This window comes from Allomuricauda sp. F6463D, assembly GCF_023015965.1.
Taxonomy (GTDB): Bacteria; Bacteroidota; Bacteroidia; order Flavobacteriales; family Flavobacteriaceae; genus Flagellimonas.
In genome coordinates this window covers 433,013-454,490 of record NZ_JALKAN010000002.1, presented here as the reverse complement: position 1 = coordinate 454,490, position 21,478 = coordinate 433,013, and the positions used below count along the sequence as shown (strand labels likewise).

Below are 21,478 nucleotides of genomic sequence, written 5' to 3'. Positions count from 1 at the left end.
CCATTTCACCTAAATGCATCTAAGACATGTCTGAATTCTCTCAACGCAGGATAAAACTTGTATTTATACTTTCCGTTATAACCATCATCATATCGACTTTATGGTTTTTTATTGCAAGAAATTTAAATTTAAACGAGTTGAGCCTGTACATTGGCGCTACAGTACCCTTTTTTATAGGTTCGGCCATTATTTCTAAAGTAGGAAATCTTACCCTGGCGCGTTTTATGTATCTCGTGGCCTTTAATATTAGCGTTGCCATGACTGCTTCTTTTATAGGAAAGGCCGGTAGTGTTGAATTTATTTTAATGTTTGCCATGGGATTGCCCTTTATTTTTTTCTCTTTTAGGCGTGAGAAAGGGTATATCGTCATTTTTCCTTTGTTATCGATAACACTTTGGCTTTTGCTCTACGTTACGGATTTTAATTTATTCACCAATACAAAGATGGATGCCGTACTTGCAGGAACCTATATTTATCCGGTCTCTATTGTAACAACTATGGTATTGATAACCTACCAATTGCTATTTTTCTCTATGATCAATGCGCGCTTTTATTCGAACATACAGGATGAACGGGAAGACGCCATTGAAGCATCCAATGCCAAATCACGGTTTTTAAGCATGATGAGCCATGAAATTCGAACGCCCATGAACGCTATTATCGGACTTTCCCATATTCTAGGAGATACCAATCCAAGACCGGATCAAGAGGAGAATATAGAGGCATTGAATTACTCGGGAAAAATACTGCTGAATTTACTGAACAATGTGTTGGATTTTAGTAAAATGGAAACCAGCGGTATAGCCCTTGACCCCATTCCGACGGATGTGATGACGGCTGTACAACAGATAAAAAAGATTCATGAGCCGGGTTGTTTAAGTAAAGGAATTGGTTTTAACCTAGAGATCGACGAAAAATTGCCAACGATGTATTTGGATATTGTCCGTTTCAATCAGGTCATCAACAACCTCGTTTCCAATGCCATAAAGTTTACTAAAAAAGGAAGTGTGACGCTAAAAATCACAAGTCAAGAATACAGTAATGGTAGGGTACGTATGCGTACTGAAATCATAGATACTGGTATTGGTATTACTAAAGAACAACAAGAAAAAATATGGCTGCCATTTTCCCAGGCTTCCGTCAGTACAAATCGCTTGTATGGTGGTACTGGACTTGGCCTGCCCATTGTAAAAAGTGTGGTGGAAGCTATGGAATCTACCGTACACATAGAAAGTGAATTAGAAAAAGGGAGTCGTTTTTACTTTGATTTGGAAGTAGAGGCTATTTCTAAACAAAGATTGATAGAAGGCAGCGGCAAGAAACAACGCGATCTAGACGGCAGAAGAATACTCCTGGTTGAGGACAATAAGATCAACATCATGGTGGGCAAACAGATATTAGAAAAGGCCAACCTCGTAGTAGATGTTGCCTTTGATGGTCTTATGGCGGTAAACATGGTCAAAAAAAATGACTACTGTGCGGTTCTTATGGATATTCAAATGCCCATTATGGATGGGTACGCCTCCGCTATGGAAATTAGAAAGTTTAATACCACATTGCCTATTTTGGCACTATCTGCATCGGTATTTATAGAGGTGAAGAGTAAGATTGAACAGAGCGGTATGAACGGTTTTGTTTTTAAACCTTTTGACCCCGAAGACCTCTATACTAGAATCGAAGAGGTGATGGATGTACCGCTAGCGTCCTAAATTTTAGAAGACTACTAGATAAAATCGTATTGGTATGATTAAGGATGCCACCAACGGAATAAAAGCGGCCAAAGCTGCAGAGATTTATGGTGTAGGGTTTTGATAGCCCACATTCCAAAAACCAAGATTATTCAGAGGCGGATAAAGTAATCAGTTCATTTGCCGAGATTGCTTTTAAAACGCTCTTAAAATAAGAAGGGTTGATACCGTACCTTGTAAAAAGCGTGGTTTAATCCATCTTTCCTGCTTCTTTCAACATGTTCAGCACTTTTTCCTTTGGGAGTGCTTCAATTTGATGTCCATCTCGTCCGCTAGTGGTTTCTCCTGCAAAAAGGGAATTCAAAATGGCCTCTTCTGTGGCCTCGATGGTTGCGAGAAACAATGGGGTCATGGCTTCATTACGCAAGGTGGGGACGGACTGAATCGGGCTGTCACTTTGATAGGGGATACGGCAGGCTTCGGCCGTGGAAACGGCAATGACATAATCACCGCTGCCATTACTGGCAATGCCACCTGTTTTTGCCAAACCGAGCATGGCCCGTTTCGCCAATCGTTCCAAATTTCTGGAATCCAAAGGTGCATTGGTCATCACCACCATCATACAGGAACCGTCGGGGGAATATTTAAAACTATCGGAATAATGCCCTAATTTTTTGCCTACCTCCACACCAGCTATTTGCAAAACGCCACCAAAGTTGGTCTGCACTAGAACACCTACGGTATACCCACCGGATTTTTTTGGCAGCACCCTGGATGATGTTCCGATGCCTCCCTTGAACCCGAAACAAATGGTTCCTGTGCCAGCGCCAATAGTTCCTTCGGTAACAGGGCCTGATTTTGCTTCTTTTAGGGCTTGTAGCACATGTTTTTCGGTAACATGACGGCCTCGGATATCGTTGAGGTAGCCATCATTGGTTTCCCCGACAACCGCATTGACCGAACGGACATTTTCATTTCCAGGTTGGTTGAGCGTGTAGCCAATAACGGCATTTACTGCGGTGGGAACGCTCAGGGTGTTGGTCAAGATGATGGGTGTTTCCAGATTGCCCAGTTCCTTTACTTGGGTGTATCCTGCAAGCTTGCCAAAACCGTTGCCCACATATATGGCGGCGGGCACCTTTTCTTGAAAAATATTTCCTGAATGGGGGAGAATGGCCGTAACCCCGGTTCTGATGTTTTCGCCACTAACTACTGTGGAATGACCTATTTGGACTCCTCGCACATCGGTTATGGCATTGTAGGTTCCTGGTTGTAGTACACCAATTTCAACTCCATGGTCCCTAAGTCGGTTTTGTGATAGCATCAGTAATGGGAATATTAATAATAAATAATTAATACGATTCATTTTATCTATATTGGAATGTTCAATTTTTCAAAGCACTCACCGTTACCAACAATTGTCCTACATGGCGTTGGCTATGCTCGGCGGCATGAAAAAGTAATCCGATCACGGTGGTGGGCAATTTTTTGCGGCCTACAAACCGGGCTTCGGTCAATGCGGATTCCGGCAGTGTTTTAAAATAGGCCAAAGCTTCGTCCACTTTTTGTTCAAAATCCGTAATCATTTCTTGTGCTGAAGGGGCATTCTCTCCGTTGCCTTCATTTTTTAGGAATTGGAACTGTGCATCCGTCAACGATTCTTCCTTGGCATAGGTCATCAATCGGTCCAGTACCCCGGTAAAATGCCTCAGATGAAACCCGACAGAAGCCCTTCCAAAAGGTTGTTCCCAAAGTTTTTCTTCAGGGAAGTCCGCCAAATAGCCCTTTACCTCGCGAACGGACTGTAACAGGGCATGCGCCGAAGGCTGTAAAAGTGCAGGTACCCCGGCAATGGGGCCACTAAGCCAGTATTCTTGTATTCTTGACATGACAAATATGTTTTAATCATTAAAAATTCCGATAATCCCCCGCCAAATACTGATTGGCTTTTTCTTCTTTAAATTGAGCTGTTTCCGCATCCCAATGAAGTGTCTCACCCGGAAAACGACCAGCAATGGTTCCCAACAAAATGGTTTCGGTCAATCGTGCCGCATAGTCAAAAGGAGCGGTAGTGGTATCCTTGCCCAAACAGGCATCCACAAACTGGTGGTAGTGCTTGGGTCCTTCTGTACCGTAATTTCGGATAGGTTCACCCAAATTATGTGCTTCGGAAACCTTTGCAATCTCTTTGGAAATATCCACGTACTTGCCTCTTCGTATTTTCTTGGGCAATTGCATAAAGTGAGGCAAAAGCAAACGTCCTTTTTCACCTACGAACATGGCACCTTGTTCAGGCAATTCGTTCTCATCTGCAACTCCTGCGTCCAAGGAAATACTGTTTTCATCAGCTTTATCGGCAGATTTATTGCCTTTTTTCATTTCCATGCCCGGTAACATTAGGTCTTCGTGCAGTTCTGGCGCTCTGGGACCGTCGTACCAAACCCATTTTAGGGATTTCCCGGTGTATTCAGTGCCATGAAATTCATAAGTAACCGTGTTTTTTTCTGGGAAACCAAATCCATTGGATGGTCGGCATTCCGTCGTAATGGTTCGTGGAACATCCAACTGCAAAGCATTGTAAGGGGTATCAAAAATGTGGACGCCCATATCACCTAAAGTCCCACAGCCATAATCCATAAGTTTTCGCCAATTTCCAGGATGGTACATATCTTTTTTATAAGGCTGTTTTTTGGAAGTTCCCAACCAAAGGTTCCAATCTAACTGTTCTGGAACGGGATCTTCGCCTTGGGGCATTGGGCCATCATATCCCCAGTTTTTTGGGGACCAAGCGTGTACGGTGTGTACCTTTCCAATAATTCCGGATTGGATCAGCAGCGTGGCCAGTTTATAATCGTAAAAAGAATGTACTTGGATGCCCATTTGGGTCACCAATCCTTTTTCAGCGGCCAATCTTTTCATTTCCCTGGATTCAGAAACGTAGTGCGTCAATGGTTTTTGACAGTATACGGGTTTGTCCATTTCCATGGCCATCAGTGAGGCCGGTGCATGGGTGTGGTCCGGTGTGGAAACGATAACCGCATCTATCCCATCGCCCATTTCTTCCAACATGGCTCGATAATCAAAAAACACCCGCGCCCCTGGATGCATTTTGTGGGCAGCGGATAGATTTAAGGCATCAACATCACAGAGGGCAACAACGTCTACCGCAGCATGTGACGAAATCGCTTTTAGGTCTTCCATCCCCATGTTGCCAACACCAATATGGGCCGTTCGCAGTTTTGCTTTCGGCAGTCTTCCTTTTAAAATGGATGGGGCCAACATAATTCCGAGTGCTCCCACACTGCTTTTTTTGATAAATTCTCTTTTGTTCATGGTTTGGCAGGTTGCATTTTTATATTTCTGAACCACATAGGATTTGCATAGTCTTGCCATGCAATGTAGCTTTTTTTAAATTTTCCAAAATGCAAAGCGTTGCCCATTTCCATAGATTTTTTAATTGTTACTCAAATTACAAGATCCTTTTTTATTACATTTAAACTGGCTAATTCAACACATTTAAAATGAAGACTTGCTTTTTCAAAATCGGTATGCTCATGCTTACCGTATCATTGTTTATTTCCCCTGTTCATTCCCAGCGAAGGAACAAAAATCAAAGCACACCAGAGTATCCCGAAAAATTATACTCTAGCTTGGAATATAGATTGATTGGCCCTTTTCGAGGTGGCCGTTCCGGAACTGTTACCGGTGTGCCAGGAGAACCCAATCTTTTTTATTTTGGAGCCACAGGAGGTGGTGTTTGGAGAACTACCGATGGCGGACGTTCGTGGGGTAATATTTCCGACGGTTATTTTGGTGGAAGTATTGGAGCTGTTGAGGTGGCCCAAAGTGACCATAATGTTATATATGTAGGAGGAGGAGAAAAGACGGTTCGAGGCAATGTGTCCTCCGGCTACGGAGTTTGGAAAACCGAAGATGCAGGAAAAACATGGAAATCCTTGGGCTTGGATAAAAGTAGGCATATATCCCGTATGCGAATTCATCCCAAAGACCACAATATTGTATATGCAGCTGTAATGGGGAATTTGTATAAACCAACCACAGAGCGTGGGGTTTATAAAAGTACAGATGGGGGAGAGTCTTGGAAAAAAGTACTTTATACCAATGATATGGCTGGAGCGGTCGACTTGATTTTTGACCCCAACAATCCTCGCGTTTTATACGCATCGACATGGAGGGTACAACGGACACCTTACAGTTTGAGCAGTGGAGGCGAAGGGTCTGCACTTTGGAAAAGTACTGATAGCGGTGAAACTTGGACGGAAATTTCTAAAAATGAAGGTTTCGCAACGGACACTTTGGGAATTATTGGCGTAGCCGTTTCGCCACAGAATAGTAACAGGGTTTGGGCCATTGTGGAAAATAAGGACAAGGGAGGATTGTACCGATCGGAAGATGGTGGTGAAACTTGGGCCCTTGTCAACAGCGAACGAAAACTAAGACAACGTGCATGGTACTATACTAGGGTGTATGCGGATACCAATAATGAAGATGTGGTTTATGTGCTAAATGTGAGCTATCATAAAAGTACGGACGGAGGAAAAACTTTTGAATCGTCCAGTGCTCCACATGGTGATCATCATGATCTTTGGATTGCTCCAGAGGATTCCAACCGTATGATCATGGCAGATGATGGAGGTGCGCAAGTCACCTATGATGGGGGCGAAACATGGAGCACTTATCACAATCAGCCAACAGCACAGTTTTATAGAGTTACCACGGACAATGCTTTCCCATATCGAATTTATGTGGCCCAGCAGGATAATTCAACGTTAAGAATAAACTATAGAAGTGATGATGGATCTATTGGTGAGGATGATTGGGAGCCAACAGCAGGTGGTGAATCTGCACATATTGCGGTGGATCCTACAAATAACGATATTGTTTATGGTGGAAGTTATGGTGGGTACTTAACCCGTGTAAACCATAAAAACAATACGGTAAGAGGTATTAATGTATGGCCGGATAACCCTATGGGTTATGGAGCAGAAGGAATGAAGTACCGCTTTCAGTGGAACTTTCCTATAATGTTCAGTAAGCACGACCCTAAAAAATTGTACACCTTTTCCAATCACGTGCATATGACCACCAATGAGGGCCAGAGCTGGGAGTTATTGAGTGATGATTTGACCCGTAACGACCCTACCAAACTTGGTTCCAGTGGTGGCCCCATAACTCAGGATAATACCAGTGTAGAGTATTATTGCACCATTTTTGCCGCTAATGAAAGTCCTTTAAAAGAAGGATTACTTTGGGTGGGCAGTGACGACGGTTTGATCCATGTTACCAAAGATGGTGGACAAACGTGGGAAAACGTTACGCCTCCGAATATGCCAGAGTGGAACATGATAAACAGTATAGAGCCATCTTATTTTGATGAAGGCACTTGCTACGTGGCTGCGACGCGATACAAATTAGGAGACTTTGCTCCATACCTGTACAAAACTACCGACTATGGTAAAACATGGACCAAAATCACCAATGGTATCGAAAACGAACATTTTACCCGTGTGGTAAGGGAAGATCCAAAGCAAAAAGGATTGTTGTACGCAGGTACGGAAACAGGTATGTACATTTCCTTTAATGATGGTGCAAAATGGGAGAAATTTCAATTGAACCTTCCTATTGTTCCCATAACAGACCTAGCCATTAAAGACGATAACTTGATCGTAGCCACACAAGGCAGGAGTGTTTGGGTTATAGATGACCTTACTGTAATACATCAACTAGACAATGAAAAGAAATCGGCCGATGTAGTCTTGTACAAGCCAAGGGATAGTTATAGGACCAAAGGAAGAAAAGCCAGTCAACCATCCAAGACCGAAGGTGAAAACTTGGCCAATGGTGTAATTACACATTTTTATTTGAACGATTTTACAGAAAAGGACAGCGTTGCATTGACCTTTACCAAAATGAATGGGGATACGCTGGTAACATACAGTACCTATGCCAAAGAAAAGGGCAAAAAACTTGAGGCTAAAAAAGGAGGGAACACATTTGTGTGGAATACTCGTGGCAAAGGCGCCGAAAGATTGGAGGGGATGATTCTTTGGTCAGCTAATCTAAATGGACCAAAGGCCGTACCAGGAACATATAAAGTAAGTTTAAATGTAAATGGAAGTGCTCAAACAGAGAATTTCACCATTCTTCCCGACCCAAGAGCTGAAGTCTCTGTTGCCGATATGCAAAAACAATATGACTTTATCACCGAAGTGAACGAAACTGTTGACAGGGCACATCAATCCATTAAAAAAATCAGAAGTGTTAATGGTAAGCTGGATGAGTTCATTAAAAAATATGAAAATGAAGCGGTTACCAAAACCTTGGTGGATAAAGCCAAAAAAATGAAGGAAGATTTTGGAGCTATAGAAAAGGAACTGTATCAAACCAAGAATAGAAGTAATCAAGACCCCTTGAATTTCCCGATAAAGCTGACCAATAAGTTGGCGCACTTAAATAGCTTGGTTTCCAGGGATGATTTTCCACCTACAGACCAGGATATTGCCGTTAAAAATGAACTTTCGAGAAAAATTAATGCACAGTTGACCACTTTTGACACCCTTTTGGATAAAGAAATTGGAGCATTTAATAATGAATTCAATCAACTCGAATTAGATTATTTGAGTATAGAGGACTAAATGGTACAAAGCCCTTATGTTTTTCATGAGGGCTTTGTTTTATCTTAAATATCTGAACAATACATTAACCTTTAAAGTATATAAATCAACCCTTGGTTGCCAATGGTTGGATTAAAACAAGGAGCAGGAGCCTTAATGAATAGGGAAATACCTAATTTTAACGCCAAACTTTGGACAAATGGCATTGGTGCCATCAGAATGTAATACGTAAAACTAGATAATTGTTGTACCCGTATATAAAATCGTTGCACTTGATCTTTGTGGTGACTTGGTTTGCAGGTTTGTTCTACATTCCAAGATTGTTTATTTACCATATTGAGGCTTGGCAAAAACCATCACCGGATAAAGAAATCCTAAGCGATCAACTAAAGTTGATGACAAAGCGGCTGTGGAATATTATTACATGGCCATCAGCAATTTTATGTACCCTCACGGCCATTTGGTTATTGATTTTGATGCCGGGTTGGTTACAACAACCATGGATGCATGTAAAATTGTTGTTTGTAGGACTTCTTTTTGCTTATCATTTTAAATGCCATCAGATATTTAAGCAACTACAAAAAGATGAGGTTAAATACACATCCAAATTTATGCGTATTTGGAACGAGGTGGCCACAATAATTCTTTTTGCGGTTGTTTTTTTGGTAGTTTTAAAAAGTGCTTTCAATTGGATCTATGGCATAGTGGGCATGTTTGCGCTTATGATACTTTTGATGTTGGGTATTCGATGGTATAAGAAAATACGGGATAGAAATCCAAATGCGTAAAGTCACCTAACCAGAGCCGAAACTTTTACGATGGGGAAAATAGGTTGCATTTTATTTGTATTTAAACATGCTCTTATCGCTTGAATCATATTTGGCTCGATAATTGCTTAAATTTAACATCAAATCCAGCGAGCTTGTTAAGAAAACTTTCCTTACGTTCACGCATATTTGTTGCCATGATCACCTTGGTGGTGCTTGCCTCCGTTCTTATTGCTGGTGTTACGATCTATCAATATAAAGAACAAGGGAACGACTACCATACTGAAAGATTGGAACGCAAGGAGGAACAACTGCTTAAAAGTATCAATTATACCTTACAGGAAACAACATATCCGGTCACCACGGAAAACTTGCACCTTATTTTTAGTGAGGAAATTTATAAGATTGCCAACATTCAAAATGTAAATTTCAGCATCTATGATTTGGAGGGCAATCTGGTTAAAAATTCACGGCCAAGTTTCGAGTCGAATATAATTGCCGCGTGTCTTGATGCAGAAGTGCTCAATGTTTTGAGGGAGAGTGGCGAAACTCGATTTGTAGAGGTAAAAAGGGCGGCAGGAGACAATTATCAGTCTACTTATACCTTTATCCACGACCTCAAATTTAAACCTATAGGGATATTGCACCTTCCTTATTTTGAAGATAACACCTTCAATAATATGGAGCTTCGTGAATTTCTCTTCAGGTTGGGGATGGTGTATGTTTTAATGCTCATAATTGCCATTGTTTTGGCTTATTTCATTTCTAAATACATCACAAGGTCACTTCAGGCGGTTTCAGATAAAATGAACCGCACCAACTTGACCCAAGAGAACGAAAAAATTTATTTGGAAAGTCCGGGTGAAGAAATTGGCAAATTGGTAGATTCTTACAATAGTATGATTGATGAGTTGGAGGAAAGTGCGGTAAAATTGGCCAGAAGTGAACGAGAACAGGCCTGGCGAGAAATGGCCAAACAAGTGGCTCACGAAATAAAAAACCCGTTAACGCCCTTGCGCCTTTCCGTACAGAGTTTTGAGCTTAAGTTCGATCCCAATGACCCTGATATCCATAAAAAGGTAAAGGAGTTCTCCAAAACCTTGATCCAACAAATTGACACCATGAGCAACATTGCCACGGCGTTTTCAAGTTTTGCGGATATGCCTGCCCAACAAAATGAGACCTTGAACGTGATTAAAGTTGTAAGGCTGGCCCTGGAGATCTTTACCGAGGATTACATTCATTTTATTGCTGACGAAGAAGAAATTATCGCCAAATTAGATCGTACTCAACTCATACGTGTAATTACGAATTTGGTAAAAAATGCGACACAAGCAGTACCTGGTGTAGATTCACCACGAATTTTGGTCACCGTTGCGTCCGATGGCCCAGAAGTAAAAATTTCTGTTGCTGATAATGGGGTAGGAATCTCCGATGAGTATAAAGACAAGATTTTTGAACCTAAGTTTACCACTAAATCTAGTGGAACCGGACTCGGTTTGGGTATGGTAAAGAACATTGTGGAAAACTATGGAGGAACCATTACTTTTACTTCAAAAGTTGGTAAAGGGACGGTTTTTTGTGTCAAATTTCCAAAAGAACAACAATAATAGTTTCGGTTAAATATTATAAGCCGTTTCAAACATTAGTATACATATGGATTTCGAAAACATCTACATTGAAGAAGAAAACAATCTGGCCACGATAACCATAAACAGGCCAAAAAAGCTCAATGCCCTCAATAAAAGAACTATAGAGGAACTGCATGTGGCGTTTAAGGAGCTGGATGAGGATAAAGATATTAAGGTGATCATTATTACTGGAAAGGGAGAAAAAGCTTTTGTAGCAGGTGCAGATATCTCTGAATTTGCTCATTTTTCGGTAAAAGAAGGTCGTCAGTTGGCGGCGTCCGGTCAGCGAAATTTATTCGATTTGGTGGAAAATCTTTCAACCCCTGTAATAGCAGCTATCAATGGATTTGCTCTTGGAGGTGGTTTGGAGTTGGCCATGGCATGTCATTTTAGAGTGGCCAGCAGCAATGCCAGAATGGGTCTACCAGAAGTTTCATTAGGTGTTATACCCGGATATGGTGGGACACAGCGATTGCCTCAATTGGTTGGAAAAGGAAGGGCCATGGAAATGATCATGACTGCAGGCATGATCGATTCCGATGTAGCTTTTGGTTACGGATTGGTCAATCATGTAGTATCTTCCGAAGAGTTGTTGCCGTTTTGTGTAAAAATTGGGAGCAGGATATCGAATAATTCCATGGTTGCCATAAAACACGCAATAAAAGCGATAAATGCTGGTTTTAAGTATGAAGCTGATGGTTATTCGGTGGAAATAGATGCCTTTGGCAATTGCTTTGGAACGGATGACTTTAAAGAAGGAACCTCCGCATTTTTGGAAAAACGCAAAGCAGATTTCCCAGGATCATGACTATTGGCTAAACCTAGCCAGACCATGAAAAAGAACTTATTTATTTTATGTTGTTTTGTGCTTACCACTTTGGTAAATGCACAGAAAATGCCCGTTTCCTATGATTTTGGGGAAAAATACAAAGATAAACACCGTTATTCCAACTTAGTCGCCATAGAAGAGGATGACGCTGGTGGATATGTTTTGGTACGTGCTTATTACCAAGGGTTGATTCTTAAACCCAAGGGTTATCTCATTGAAAAATACAACAGTGACCTTGAACTTGTATCCGAGTACAACTATAAGTTAAAGGGACTGGATTTTATCAATGGATTTCTAAAGAACGGTCAGTTGCACCTTATGTTTCTTGATTATAATTACTTAAGGGGTGAATATGAATATTGGGTGCATAGCAGTCCCATAATCGATTTCAACTTTAAACCTAAAAAACTACTTTCCATAGCATCGCAAGAGGTGGAAAATCCTGTTGGCAAGAATTATTATAACCGTGATTTTTCGCGAGGGTTCACCACTGCTATTCTATTTGATGAAGATAAAACCGGCTTTGTAATCAGTACACATCACAAAAGAGGAAAGAACAACAAGCATATAATCCATATGTTTGATACGGCTTTGAACAAAAAATTCGAATATGATTTCTCTGCTGAGATTGAGGAAAAAAATTATGCTTTCGAGAATGTAGTTTTTTCACCTGACTTACAATCGGCCTATATTGTGAGCAAGGCTTACTTTAAAAAGAGACGTTTTCGGGTGGATGAAAGAAAGTTTCAGTACGAATTGATCAAGGTTTCGCAATTTGGAAATCAAATACAATCATTCGTGGACCCTGGTAAATATCCTGAAGCGCTATATCCTGTTTTAACCAAGAATATGTTGGTCTGTGTTGGTTTTTATGCGGATAGAAAAAATAATAGATATAATGGTATCGCATATTTTGGCCTAAACCCTAGTTCTTTGGCCATCCAATCACAGAAATATAATCCATTCTCACAACAGTTTATGGACGATAAGTTTGGAAGGGAAGAGGACCAGGTTATCAAAAATCTAATTTTTAAAGGAGTTGAGGTGACCGACAACCAAGAGATTTTCTTTAATGCTGAAGAATATTTTGTTTCATCAGGTTTGGAAACCACTGGGGCAGGACAACGTGTAAAAATTGAACGCTACCACCACAATGATATCGTAAGCGTTAAATTGGATTCGAACGGAACTATGGAATGGGCAAGGAATATCAATAAGACCGAAGTGACCCAGGGCGATGGAGCCTATGCTTCGTACAGTTCGTTCTGCAAAGATGGCAACACCTATTTTTTTATCTGCACCGCTGCTGAAAACCCTCAATTGATCAATAGTGAACGATTGATCTTTAAGCAAGGATTTAGCAGAAACCGTAATGTGTTCATGATATCATTGGATAAAAATGGAGTTATGGACTATGAAAAAATCATAGACCAGCAAGAAGCCAGGTTGCCGCTAATGGTCTCCAAGCCATTGAAGGACGAAATGGAGGATACAATGCTTTTCTACGCAAAAAGAGGAAGCAGAAAACAATTGGTTAAGGTAGATTTTAGATAAAAACTACTTCTTAAATAAAGAATAAAAGCTCCAATTTGGAGCTTTTTTATAGTTAACCGACAAATAAGAAAGAAAAAACCTACATATTTAAATCTCTATCAATTCATTTGTGCCATTCATCAAATGGTAGACCGCCTGTGTTAATTAGGGTGAAATGCACCTATGAATACCATTTACTTTTGGGGTATTATTAACCCAATTTTAAAACAAAAAAATTATGAAATCTTTCAAATTAGTATGTATGGCCATGGTATCCATGGCTGTTATTTTGGTTTCCTGTTCGGGAGAAGATGGAGAAAAAGGTCAACAAGGAATAGCAGGTGATGCTGGTACTGATGGGATAAGCTGTTGGGATCTTAACGGCAATGGAACTGGTGATGCCAATGAAGATATCAATGAAGATGGAAATTATGATGCAATGGATTGTCAAGGAGAACAAGGTGTTACAGGTAATGCCAATGTACAAAGATGGTCAGTGTTGCTTAATGGATTTAGTAATTCAGAATTAGATTTTCCTTTTCCTATTCAAGCAGAAGAGGTAAATGATTATGCTTATTTTTTTTATTTAGAATCTGAAAATGGTAATATATTCCCACTACCAGGTTCATTAATATCCAATCTCGTACATACAACTCTTTATATAAACGTAAGTGTTCCTCAAGTGGAAGTTTCATTTTGGAACTCTGATAACAATTCAGCTTATGTAGTTCCGGATGGACTCTATGTAAATTTTTATGTTATAGCTGTCGAACTTTCACAGGCAAATAAAAACTCCAAAGAAAGCCTAATGAGCGAACTAAAAACAGCCGGTGTAGACACCAGCGATTACAATGCTGTGGCAGATTATTTTGGTTTGGAATAAATATGTAAAGGATATTTTCCCCTTGGGGCACCTAACCATTAGTTAAAAGCTGGGCAATGCCCAGCTTTTTTTGTGGAGTCAATTAAGAACCAACTTTTATATTGTTATTAAAAACTTGTCTATTAACTCCAAGCAAAAAAGGAAATAATCCATATTTTTGGAACAAATCCTATAAATGTCATCCGCAAAGTATATAAAAGGAAGGGGAGCCCAAAAAAACACGGGCAATAAGTTTTTGCAGTATGATTTTGAAATGCGGGATGATTTTTTGGAATTTTGCCGATTGGAAGGCGAAGTAGCGGAAAGTAACAAAACAAAATACATTCCCATTTTCCCTAAGACCATTGTGAACAAAGTGGATAGCCCGGATGTTGGGATGATGTTTTCCATGAATCCTTACCAAGGTTGCGAACATGGATGTATCTATTGCTATGCCAGAAACACACACGAGTATTGGGGCTATAGCGCAGGTCTGGATTTTGAAAGACAGATATTAGTGAAGAAATCGGCTCCAGAGCTTTTGGAAGCTAAAATAAAGCACAAAAAGTGGAAAGCGCAGACGATTGTATTGTCCGGCAATACGGATTGCTACCAACCCGCGGAACAGAAGTTTGAAATAACCCGAAAATGCCTTGAAGTATTTTTAAAGTATCGGCATCCCGTAGGCATCATCACTAAAAATGCTTTGGTCTTACGAGACTTGGATATTCTAAAGGAATTGAACAAAGATCGTTTGGTGGGGGTCAATGTTTCAGTAACCTCATTATCGGAAAAAACGAGACGGAAATTGGAGCCCAGAACGGCATCAATCAAAAAAAGATTGAAAACTATTCAAATATTATCCGAAAACAATATCCCTGTCAATGCGATGTTAGCACCCATAATACCAGGGATTAACTCGCATGAATTATTGCCAATGGCCAAGGCTGTGGCAGACCATGGAGCTCTTTCATTTGGATTTACGGTGGTACGGTTAAATGGGGCAATAGGTCAAATATTTTCTGATTGGATAAAAAAAGCAATGCCAGATAGAGCCGATAAAGTGCTGCACCAAATCCAAGATTGCCATGGAGGATCTCTAAATGATAGTCGTTTTGGTACAAGATCACGTGGGGAGGGAAAGATAGCCGAACAAATCCATGAAATGGCGAATCTGGCCAGACTTCGATATTTTAAAGAAAGAACCTTTCCAAAATTGAACATGGAACTTCATGAGCAATACAAAGATGGACAAATGAAATTGTTTTAATTACAGTTCTCAACGAACAATAAACAATCTCCAATTAGCAATACAAATTTGTCATTTCGATATGAGAAACAATGTGACGATTGAGAAATTTATTCTACCTGAGATTACTCACGCGCTCTACCTTCGGTTCGAAATGACAAAGAACCTATCTGTTGATTTGTTGGATAGTCTAGTAAGCAATCAAACAAGGGGGCAAAATAAAAATGGCCCAAAACGGGCCATTTTCTATTAAATAACTAATTGAATTATTTCAACTCCCAACCTTGGCGATACTCACGGGTTACCCACTCGTTGGCTTTTTCATAATTGGTGATCTTCATGTTCTCACCATCCCATTTTAGCTTTCTTCTTCCGGGAGAATTGTATGGGTTCCAATCCGTTGGTTTTTTACCGGGTTGCAACTCTTTGTATTGATATGCTTTAACTGCCAAGTTACCCATCAACACGGTTTCGGTCAATTTACCAGCTTTTTCAAAATTGGAAGATGTTGGTGTGCCTTTTTGACAACCATCCACAAAATTGGCTACATGTCCATCCATTCCGCCAGTCACTCTTGGGTATTTTGGAGCGGGAGATTTATAAAGATCCATCATATCAGAAGGCAACAGACGTGCATTTCTGGAATAGGTATCACAGACCAATATTCCTTTGTCTCCGTAAATTACGGTTCCACCGCCGGTATCCCCAATGGTTTCTCCATCTTTTAACTCATCCGGAAGGTTTGGTTTTATGCCACCATCATACCAATTTAGTGCAATATCCCCATGTACTTCGTGGTCAAATTTTAAGTGGATTTTGGAGGAAGGAGGGCAGGAGTGGCTGTAATCGGCCTCTACAAAATCGTCCACCCAAACCGTGGTACAGCTTGCCTCTGCTTCAGTAGGATAACCAAGGTCGAGTACGCTAAAAGGGGTTTCCATAATATGGCAACCCATATCGCCCAAAGCTCCGGTTCCAAAGTCCCAAAATCCTCTCCATTTAAATGGAAGGTAGGCATCATTATAATCACGCATTGCAGCTGGTCCTAACCATAGATCCCAATCTAATTCTTTGGGGATACGGTCTTTTTTAGTGGGCATGGGCACGCCTTGTGGCCATACAGGTCGGTTTGTCCAGCAATCTATGGTGTGCACATTGCCAATAATACCGGACTCCACCCATTCACGTGCAATGCGGCTATCATCACTGGAGGCACCTTGATTTCCCATTTGGGTTACAATACCGTTTTCCTTGGCAACTTGAGTCATTAAGCGTGCTTCATGGATGTTATGGGTAAGTGGTTTTTCAACGTAAGCGTGTTTTTTTTCACGCATAAAAGGGAGCGCTATGGTTGCATGGGTATGGTCTGGAGTAGCCACCATTATGGCATCAATATCACTTAAATGGGTGTCAAAAACTTTTCTAAAATCCTTATATCGTTTTACATCTGGGAATTTTTCGTAAGTCTGTTTTGCCCTGCGGTCATCTACATCACAGAACGCCACAAATTTCACACGTCCTGTGTCATTAAAACCATTAATAACCCCGTTACCTCTACCGCCAACACCAAAACCAGCAACATAAAGGGTGTCACTTGGAGGTATATGGGTTTTGCCCAATACATGACTTGGAACAATGGAAAAGGCGGCCGAAGCTGCCGCTGCGTTTTTTATAAACTTTCTTCTTTGCATTTTGTTAGTTTGATTTATGGAGATCTCAAGATACAAAAAAGGCTAAGAGAAATCCTAGTGATTATTCGTCCCAATCCATTCTTCGTAATCTATATCCCTTAGTTGCACATAATGCACCTCAATGTTAACAAATAGCGAAGTTTTACTAAAAATGGGGCTAAAGAGGTTAAATAATATATAATGAACATCTAAACGGAGGTATTAAACGTAAATCAGGAACACTATCAATAAGGACTAAGAAAAAATGGAGAACACACTACCCGATCAGGAAAAAAAAGACGGCTTTATAAGCCGCATCAAACACATTTTTAAACATAATGTAATTAAAACCTTTTTTGAAACCGCAGATGCATGGGGGGTTTTTGTGATGGGAAGCACCTTTGTTCTGATGTTGGGAGCATTAAATTTGATAGTTGTGCTTCAGAATGATTTTGAGCAGTTCAATTTAGAAAGAATGACAACGATCTTGGGATCTACCTTTATGTATGTTGCGGGAGGATTGTTCGTGTTCAAGGCGATGTTCTTTATTTATACCATATATAATTACTTTAGATATCGTCCCATTGTTTCAGTAGCTGACAAGGAACTTCCTACATGTACGGTTATTGTTCCAGCCTATAATGAAGGGAAACAAGTGTACCACACCTTAATAAGTTTATCCGAAAGCGATTTTCCAAAAGAGAAATTACAACTGATCGCTATAGACGATGGAAGCCAAGACGACACATGGGAGTGGATTAAAGAAGCCAAAAAAGAGTTGGGAGATTTTGTATCCATTTACAAACAGCCCAAAAACAAAGGAAAACGTCACGCGCTTTATAGAGGGTTTAACGAGGGAAATGGAGAAATTTTCGTTACGGTGGACAGTGATTCCATAGTAGATAAAGACACCCTTCGGAACCTGGTATCTCCTTTTGTTGCCAATGAAAAATGTGGCGCGGTGGCAGGAAACATACGTGTGCTTAACAATGAGAAAGAGCTTTTGCCAAAAATGTTGGATGTAAGTTTTGTACTAAGTTTTGAATTTGTACGGTCGGCAGAGAGCAATTTAAAGTCTGTTTTGTGTACCCCGGGTGCTTTGGCAGCATACAGAAGCGAAGCGGTATATGCCTGCCTGCCAGAATGGATCAATCAAACATTTATGGGCAAACCATCGGATATAGGAGAGGACAGGGCCATGACCAATATGATTTTAAAACAAGGTTATCAAGTGTTGTTCCAAAGAAATGCATATGCTTATACCAATGTTCCAGAGAAATATAAAGGACTTTACAAGATGTTCATACGATGGGGCAGGAGCAATGTGCGGGAGAACATAGAAATGTCTAAATACATATTTAAGAATTTTAGAAAAGGGCCCAAAACAGGAACAAGACTATTATTTTTAAGCCAGTTCTTTAAAATAGTAATGAGCTATCCATTTTTGGTCTTTATGCTATTTTTTGTGATTACACATCCCTTGTTGTTTTTAAGTACAACTTTGGTGAGCATATTGGTGCTAACAACATTTCCGGTACTATTTTATGCCAAACGATATAATTTGACCGAATCTTTTTGGGCCTACTCCTATAGCATACTGTATACATTTGGGCTGTTTTGGATTACACCATACGCTATTGCAACAGCCAATAAAAGTGGTTGGTTGACACGAGCTTTGCCAAAAAAATAACAACCCACCAAATACACGGATAACAAAACTTATATCAGTCAGGATTATAAGATGATTGTTGGGCAACTATCCAACCTCGCTTATTTCACTTTTGGCGACATAAGCAGTTCCATGCGAGTTTTAGACGTAATGGATTAGTGGTCAATAACCTATAATTAGATTTATAACAATAAGATGAGTGATTTAAAAAATAAAAGATTAGCAATCATAGGTCTGGGATACGTAGGAATTCCATTGGCCGTGGAATTTGTGAAAAAAGGTTTTGAGGTCATTGGGTTTGATATAAATCAAACAAAAATCCAAGAGTTAAAAAAGGGAATAGATGCAACAGGAGAAGTGGCCAGTGAAGACAAATCTGCCATGGAAAAAATTCAATTTACCGACCAAGAGGGTGATTTGAAAAATGTTGATGTTTATATAGTAACTGTTCCTACACCCATTGACAGTTCCAAACAGCCCAATTTAAAACCAATTCTAGAAGCCAGTAAAATGGTTGGTAAAAATTTGAGCAAAGGAGATATAGTTATTTACGAATCCACGGTATATCCAGGTTGTACAGAAGAAGATTGTGTACCGGTGCTGGAACAATACAGTGGAATGGTTTTTAATGAGGATTTTTATTGCGGATACTCACCAGAAAGAATAAATCCCGGAGACAAGGTAAGACGTGTCCATAATATCGTAAAAGTTACTTCGGGGAGCACCCCGGAAATAGCAGATATAGTAGACGAGCTCTACAATCAAATTATTACTGTGGGCACACACAAAGTTTCAAGCATAAAGGTAGCCGAAGCTTCAAAAATTATAGAAAATACCCAAAGGGACCTCAATATCTCCTTGGTAAATGAGTTTGCCCTTATTTTTGATAAATTAAACATAGATACCGAAGAAACGCTGGAGGCAGCGGGAACAAAATGGAATTTTTTACCGTTTCGGCCAGGTCTGGTAGGCGGTCATTGTATTAGCGTAGATCCTTATTATTTAACCCATAAAGCGCAAAGTTTGGGCTATTACCCCGAAGTAATTCTTTCAGGAAGAAGAATCAATGACAACATGGGGGTTTATATTGCCAACAGGGTAATTAAACTTATGGTAAAAAATAATCTCACCGTGACAAGGGCGAGGATTCTGGTCCTCGGGATAACATTTAAGGAGAACTGCCCTGATATTAGAAACTGCAGGGTAATAGATATGATTCGTGAGTTTAAAAACTTTGGAGTAGAGTTGGATGTATACGATCCTTGTGCAAATGTAGAAGAGGTATATGATGAATATGGACTTAGTCTTGCGCCAAAAGTGGGCAAGAATTACGATGCCGTAATTTTGGCTGTGGGTCACGATAAATTCAAAGAAATAAACTTAGGGGAAATTAAAGCAAGTTCAAAAACGGTAATCTTTGATATAAAGAGCTTTTTTCCTAAACAAATGGTTACCGAAAGACTATAGGCGATTTGCTAAATCGATTTGTCAGTCAATAGGTTGTTCCGAATTCCATTCTTTATAAAACTGATCAAGGTAGAGCAACATAAATTCATGTCGCTCTTCGGCAATTTTGCGCCCAGTTGTTGTGTTCATTTTATCTTTCAGCAACAATAACTTTTCATAAAAGTGGTTGATGGTGGGCGCCTTGGAAGCTTTATACTCTTCTTTGCTCATAGTAAGATTGGGAGGAACATTGGGATTGTAAAGTTCTCTGTTCTTAAATCCCCCATAATTGAAAGCGCGAGCAATACCAATGGCACCTATAGCATCCAAACGGTCCGCATCTTGCACTATTTGAAGCTCTTTGGAGGTAAAAGCATCCTCGCTCTTGTTCAAACTATTTTTAAAGGACATGTGTTTTATGATTAGCACAACATGATTGATAACCTTATCATTCACAGCTTCTGATTCAAGAAACGTTCTTGCTATATCCGGTCCTATGTTTTCATCACCGTTATGAAATTTTGGGTCGGCAATATCATGAAGCAGTGCAGCCAATTGAACGATCAAAGGCTCAGCTTGTTCCTGCTTCAAAATTAACCTTGAAGTATTGAAGACCCGTTCAATATGAAACCAATCGTGACCGCCTTCAGCATTTTTCAGTGTTTTTTTTACAAAATCAATGGTGTTCTGCACCAATCGGTCTTCTTTCATTGTTCAGTTTTTATGCCTGAAACTATCTGTTTTTCAATTTGGGCAATAAGATCACCAACATTGCCTTTGTTTTCAATTGGGGGGTGAACTTCAAATGAAACAGATGCACCCAGTCCCATCGGAAATTTTCCATAGCGCAACAATTTCCAGGAATTATTTATACTAATGGGAACAATCAATGCCGATGGTGAATTTTTCATCATCACCTTTAATCCGGTTGTCCTAAATGGTTTTGGAACACCATTTCGGCTTCTGGTACCCTCAGGAAATATTACGGCACTTCGGTTGTTTGTCTCAATATATTTTGCCAATTTTTGAAGTTCGGTAATGGATTGTTTGGGATCTTTTCTGTCTATCAACGCCGATCCTCCATGCCTTAAATTATAGGAGACACTCGGTATTCCTTTTCCCAGTTCAATTTTGCTCACAAACTTAGGATGGTATTTTCGCATGTACCAAATTAGAGGCGGAATATCATACATGCTTTGGTGGTTGGTAACGATGATCAGTGGCCTATTTGTTGGAATATTTTGGTTGTTTTTAAAGCTGTACCGGGTTCCCAAAACATTGGTGCATCGCATAATGAACCAATTTAGAATGGCAACACTGACTCTATGTGCATTATACCCGAACACGTTTAGGCAAATCCATTGTACGGGATGGAAAACAACAAGGACCAGACCAAAAAGAATAAAGAAAATGATGGTGAGTGGGTATGAGAGTATTTTTTTCAAGGGTACATGTTTATTGGTTGCCGTAAAAATAAAAAAACCACCCTTTAGGGTGGC

16 protein-coding genes are annotated in these 21,478 nt (G+C 40.1%); 10 read left to right on the top strand and 6 right to left on the bottom strand.

The window, feature by feature from the left end; genetic code table 11:
* The first annotated feature begins 26 nt into the window (after positions 1-26).
* Positions 27-1,709: an ATP-binding protein gene (locus MWU56_RS10515; protein WP_247044345.1), complete on the top strand. Its 1,683-nt coding sequence runs from the start codon at positions 27-29 to the stop codon at positions 1,707-1,709.
* Positions 1,710-1,938: 229 nt separating this feature from the next.
* Here MWU56_RS10515 and MWU56_RS10505 read toward each other — a convergent pair whose 3' ends face one another.
* The 3 genes from MWU56_RS10505 to MWU56_RS10495 all read right to left on the bottom strand — a co-directional run bounded on the left by MWU56_RS10505 (position 1,939) and on the right by MWU56_RS10495 (position 5,021).
* A complete protein-coding gene (locus MWU56_RS10505; RefSeq protein ID WP_247044343.1) occupies positions 1,939-3,012 on the bottom strand; it encodes a P1 family peptidase in 1,074 nt (357 codons plus the stop codon).
* A gap of 61 nt (positions 3,013-3,073) precedes the next feature.
* A complete protein-coding gene (locus MWU56_RS10500) occupies positions 3,074-3,577 on the bottom strand; it encodes a DinB family protein (RefSeq protein WP_247044341.1) in 504 nt (167 codons plus the stop codon).
* A 19-nt stretch (positions 3,578-3,596) separates the two neighbouring features.
* The gene (locus MWU56_RS10495) at positions 3,597-5,021 is read right to left on the bottom strand and encodes a Gfo/Idh/MocA family protein (RefSeq protein ID WP_247045234.1); all 1,425 of its coding nucleotides are present in this window, start codon (positions 5,019-5,021) and stop codon (positions 3,597-3,599) included.
* A 188-nt stretch (positions 5,022-5,209) separates the two neighbouring features.
* Between MWU56_RS10495 and MWU56_RS10490 the strand changes: the two genes are divergently transcribed.
* The 7 genes from MWU56_RS10490 (at position 5,210) to MWU56_RS10460 (ending at position 15,215) form a co-directional block, all read left to right on the top strand.
* A complete protein-coding gene (locus tag MWU56_RS10490; RefSeq protein ID WP_247044337.1) occupies positions 5,210-8,344 on the top strand; it encodes a WD40/YVTN/BNR-like repeat-containing protein in 3,135 nt (1,044 codons plus the stop codon).
* Positions 8,345-8,565: 221 nt separating this feature from the next.
* Complete coding sequence (locus MWU56_RS10485) at positions 8,566-9,111, top strand: CopD family protein (protein ID WP_247044335.1); 546 nt, start codon at positions 8,566-8,568, stop codon at positions 9,109-9,111.
* A gap of 176 nt (positions 9,112-9,287) precedes the next feature.
* Positions 9,288-10,700 carry a sensor histidine kinase gene (locus tag MWU56_RS10480; RefSeq protein ID WP_247045233.1) on the top strand — a complete coding sequence of 471 codons (1,413 nt, stop codon included), beginning with the start codon at positions 9,288-9,290 and terminating at the stop codon, positions 10,698-10,700.
* A 46-nt stretch (positions 10,701-10,746) separates the two neighbouring features.
* The gene (locus MWU56_RS10475; protein ID WP_247044333.1) at positions 10,747-11,529 is read left to right on the top strand and encodes an enoyl-CoA hydratase/isomerase family protein; all 783 of its coding nucleotides are present in this window, start codon (positions 10,747-10,749) and stop codon (positions 11,527-11,529) included.
* Positions 11,530-11,553: 24 nt separating this feature from the next.
* Positions 11,554-13,104, top strand: a complete 1,551-nt coding sequence (locus MWU56_RS10470; RefSeq protein ID WP_247044332.1) for a hypothetical protein — start codon at positions 11,554-11,556, stop codon at positions 13,102-13,104.
* A gap of 217 nt (positions 13,105-13,321) precedes the next feature.
* Positions 13,322-13,966 carry a hypothetical protein gene (locus tag MWU56_RS10465; RefSeq protein WP_247044330.1) on the top strand — a complete coding sequence of 215 codons (645 nt, stop codon included), beginning with the start codon at positions 13,322-13,324 and terminating at the stop codon, positions 13,964-13,966.
* A 175-nt stretch (positions 13,967-14,141) separates the two neighbouring features.
* Entirely contained in the window at positions 14,142-15,215 is a 1,074-nt protein-coding gene (locus MWU56_RS10460) for a PA0069 family radical SAM protein (RefSeq protein WP_247044328.1), read from the top strand.
* 245 nt (positions 15,216-15,460) lie between these two features.
* On the opposite strand, the gene MWU56_RS10455 is transcribed toward MWU56_RS10460, so the two are convergent.
* Positions 15,461-16,885 (bottom strand): Gfo/Idh/MocA family protein, encoded by a 1,425-nt coding sequence (locus tag MWU56_RS10455; RefSeq protein ID WP_247044325.1) that lies wholly within the window; start codon positions 16,883-16,885, stop codon positions 15,461-15,463.
* 244 nt (positions 16,886-17,129) lie between these two features.
* Between MWU56_RS10455 and MWU56_RS10450 the strand changes: the two genes are divergently transcribed.
* Positions 17,130-18,554, top strand: a complete 1,425-nt coding sequence (locus tag MWU56_RS10450) for a glycosyltransferase (protein ID WP_247044321.1) — start codon at positions 17,130-17,132, stop codon at positions 18,552-18,554.
* A gap of 174 nt (positions 18,555-18,728) precedes the next feature.
* Positions 18,729-20,000, top strand: a complete 1,272-nt coding sequence (locus MWU56_RS10445; protein WP_247044319.1) for a nucleotide sugar dehydrogenase — start codon at positions 18,729-18,731, stop codon at positions 19,998-20,000.
* Between the two features lie 21 nt (positions 20,001-20,021).
* Here the strand turns inward: MWU56_RS10445 and MWU56_RS10440 are convergent, their stop codons facing one another.
* Positions 20,022-20,690 carry an HD domain-containing protein gene (locus tag MWU56_RS10440; RefSeq protein WP_247044309.1) on the bottom strand — a complete coding sequence of 223 codons (669 nt, stop codon included), beginning with the start codon at positions 20,688-20,690 and terminating at the stop codon, positions 20,022-20,024.
* On the bottom strand, positions 20,687-21,424 hold the full coding sequence (locus tag MWU56_RS10435; RefSeq protein ID WP_247044307.1) for a lysophospholipid acyltransferase family protein: 738 nt from the start codon (positions 21,422-21,424) through the stop codon (positions 20,687-20,689). Before MWU56_RS10435 ends, MWU56_RS10440 begins: the two co-directional genes overlap by 4 nt.
* Positions 21,425-21,478: the final 54 nt, after the last annotated feature.

Coding starts and splice junctions, on each gene's coding strand:
- MWU56_RS10515 (WP_247044345.1), top strand. CDS start 27: ATGTCTGAATTCTCTCAACGCAGGATAAAACTTGTATTTATACTTTCC.
- MWU56_RS10505 (WP_247044343.1), bottom strand. CDS start 3,012: ATGCTATCACAAAACCGACTTAGGGACCATGGAGTTGAAATTGGTGTA.
- MWU56_RS10500 (WP_247044341.1), bottom strand. CDS start 3,577: ATGTCAAGAATACAAGAATACTGGCTTAGTGGCCCCATTGCCGGGGTA.
- MWU56_RS10495 (WP_247045234.1), bottom strand. CDS start 5,021: ATGAACAAAAGAGAATTTATCAAAAAAAGCAGTGTGGGAGCACTCGGA.
- MWU56_RS10490 (WP_247044337.1), top strand. CDS start 5,210: ATGAAGACTTGCTTTTTCAAAATCGGTATGCTCATGCTTACCGTATCA.
- MWU56_RS10480 (WP_247045233.1), top strand. CDS start 9,288: ATGATCACCTTGGTGGTGCTTGCCTCCGTTCTTATTGCTGGTGTTACG.
- MWU56_RS10475 (WP_247044333.1), top strand. CDS start 10,747: ATGGATTTCGAAAACATCTACATTGAAGAAGAAAACAATCTGGCCACG.
- MWU56_RS10470 (WP_247044332.1), top strand. CDS start 11,554: ATGAAAAAGAACTTATTTATTTTATGTTGTTTTGTGCTTACCACTTTG.
- MWU56_RS10465 (WP_247044330.1), top strand. CDS start 13,322: ATGAAATCTTTCAAATTAGTATGTATGGCCATGGTATCCATGGCTGTT.
- MWU56_RS10460 (WP_247044328.1), top strand. CDS start 14,142: ATGTCATCCGCAAAGTATATAAAAGGAAGGGGAGCCCAAAAAAACACG.
- MWU56_RS10455 (WP_247044325.1), bottom strand. CDS start 16,885: ATGCAAAGAAGAAAGTTTATAAAAAACGCAGCGGCAGCTTCGGCCGCC.
- MWU56_RS10450 (WP_247044321.1), top strand. CDS start 17,130: ATGGAGAACACACTACCCGATCAGGAAAAAAAAGACGGCTTTATAAGC.
- MWU56_RS10445 (WP_247044319.1), top strand. CDS start 18,729: ATGAGTGATTTAAAAAATAAAAGATTAGCAATCATAGGTCTGGGATAC.
- MWU56_RS10440 (WP_247044309.1), bottom strand. CDS start 20,690: ATGAAAGAAGACCGATTGGTGCAGAACACCATTGATTTTGTAAAAAAA.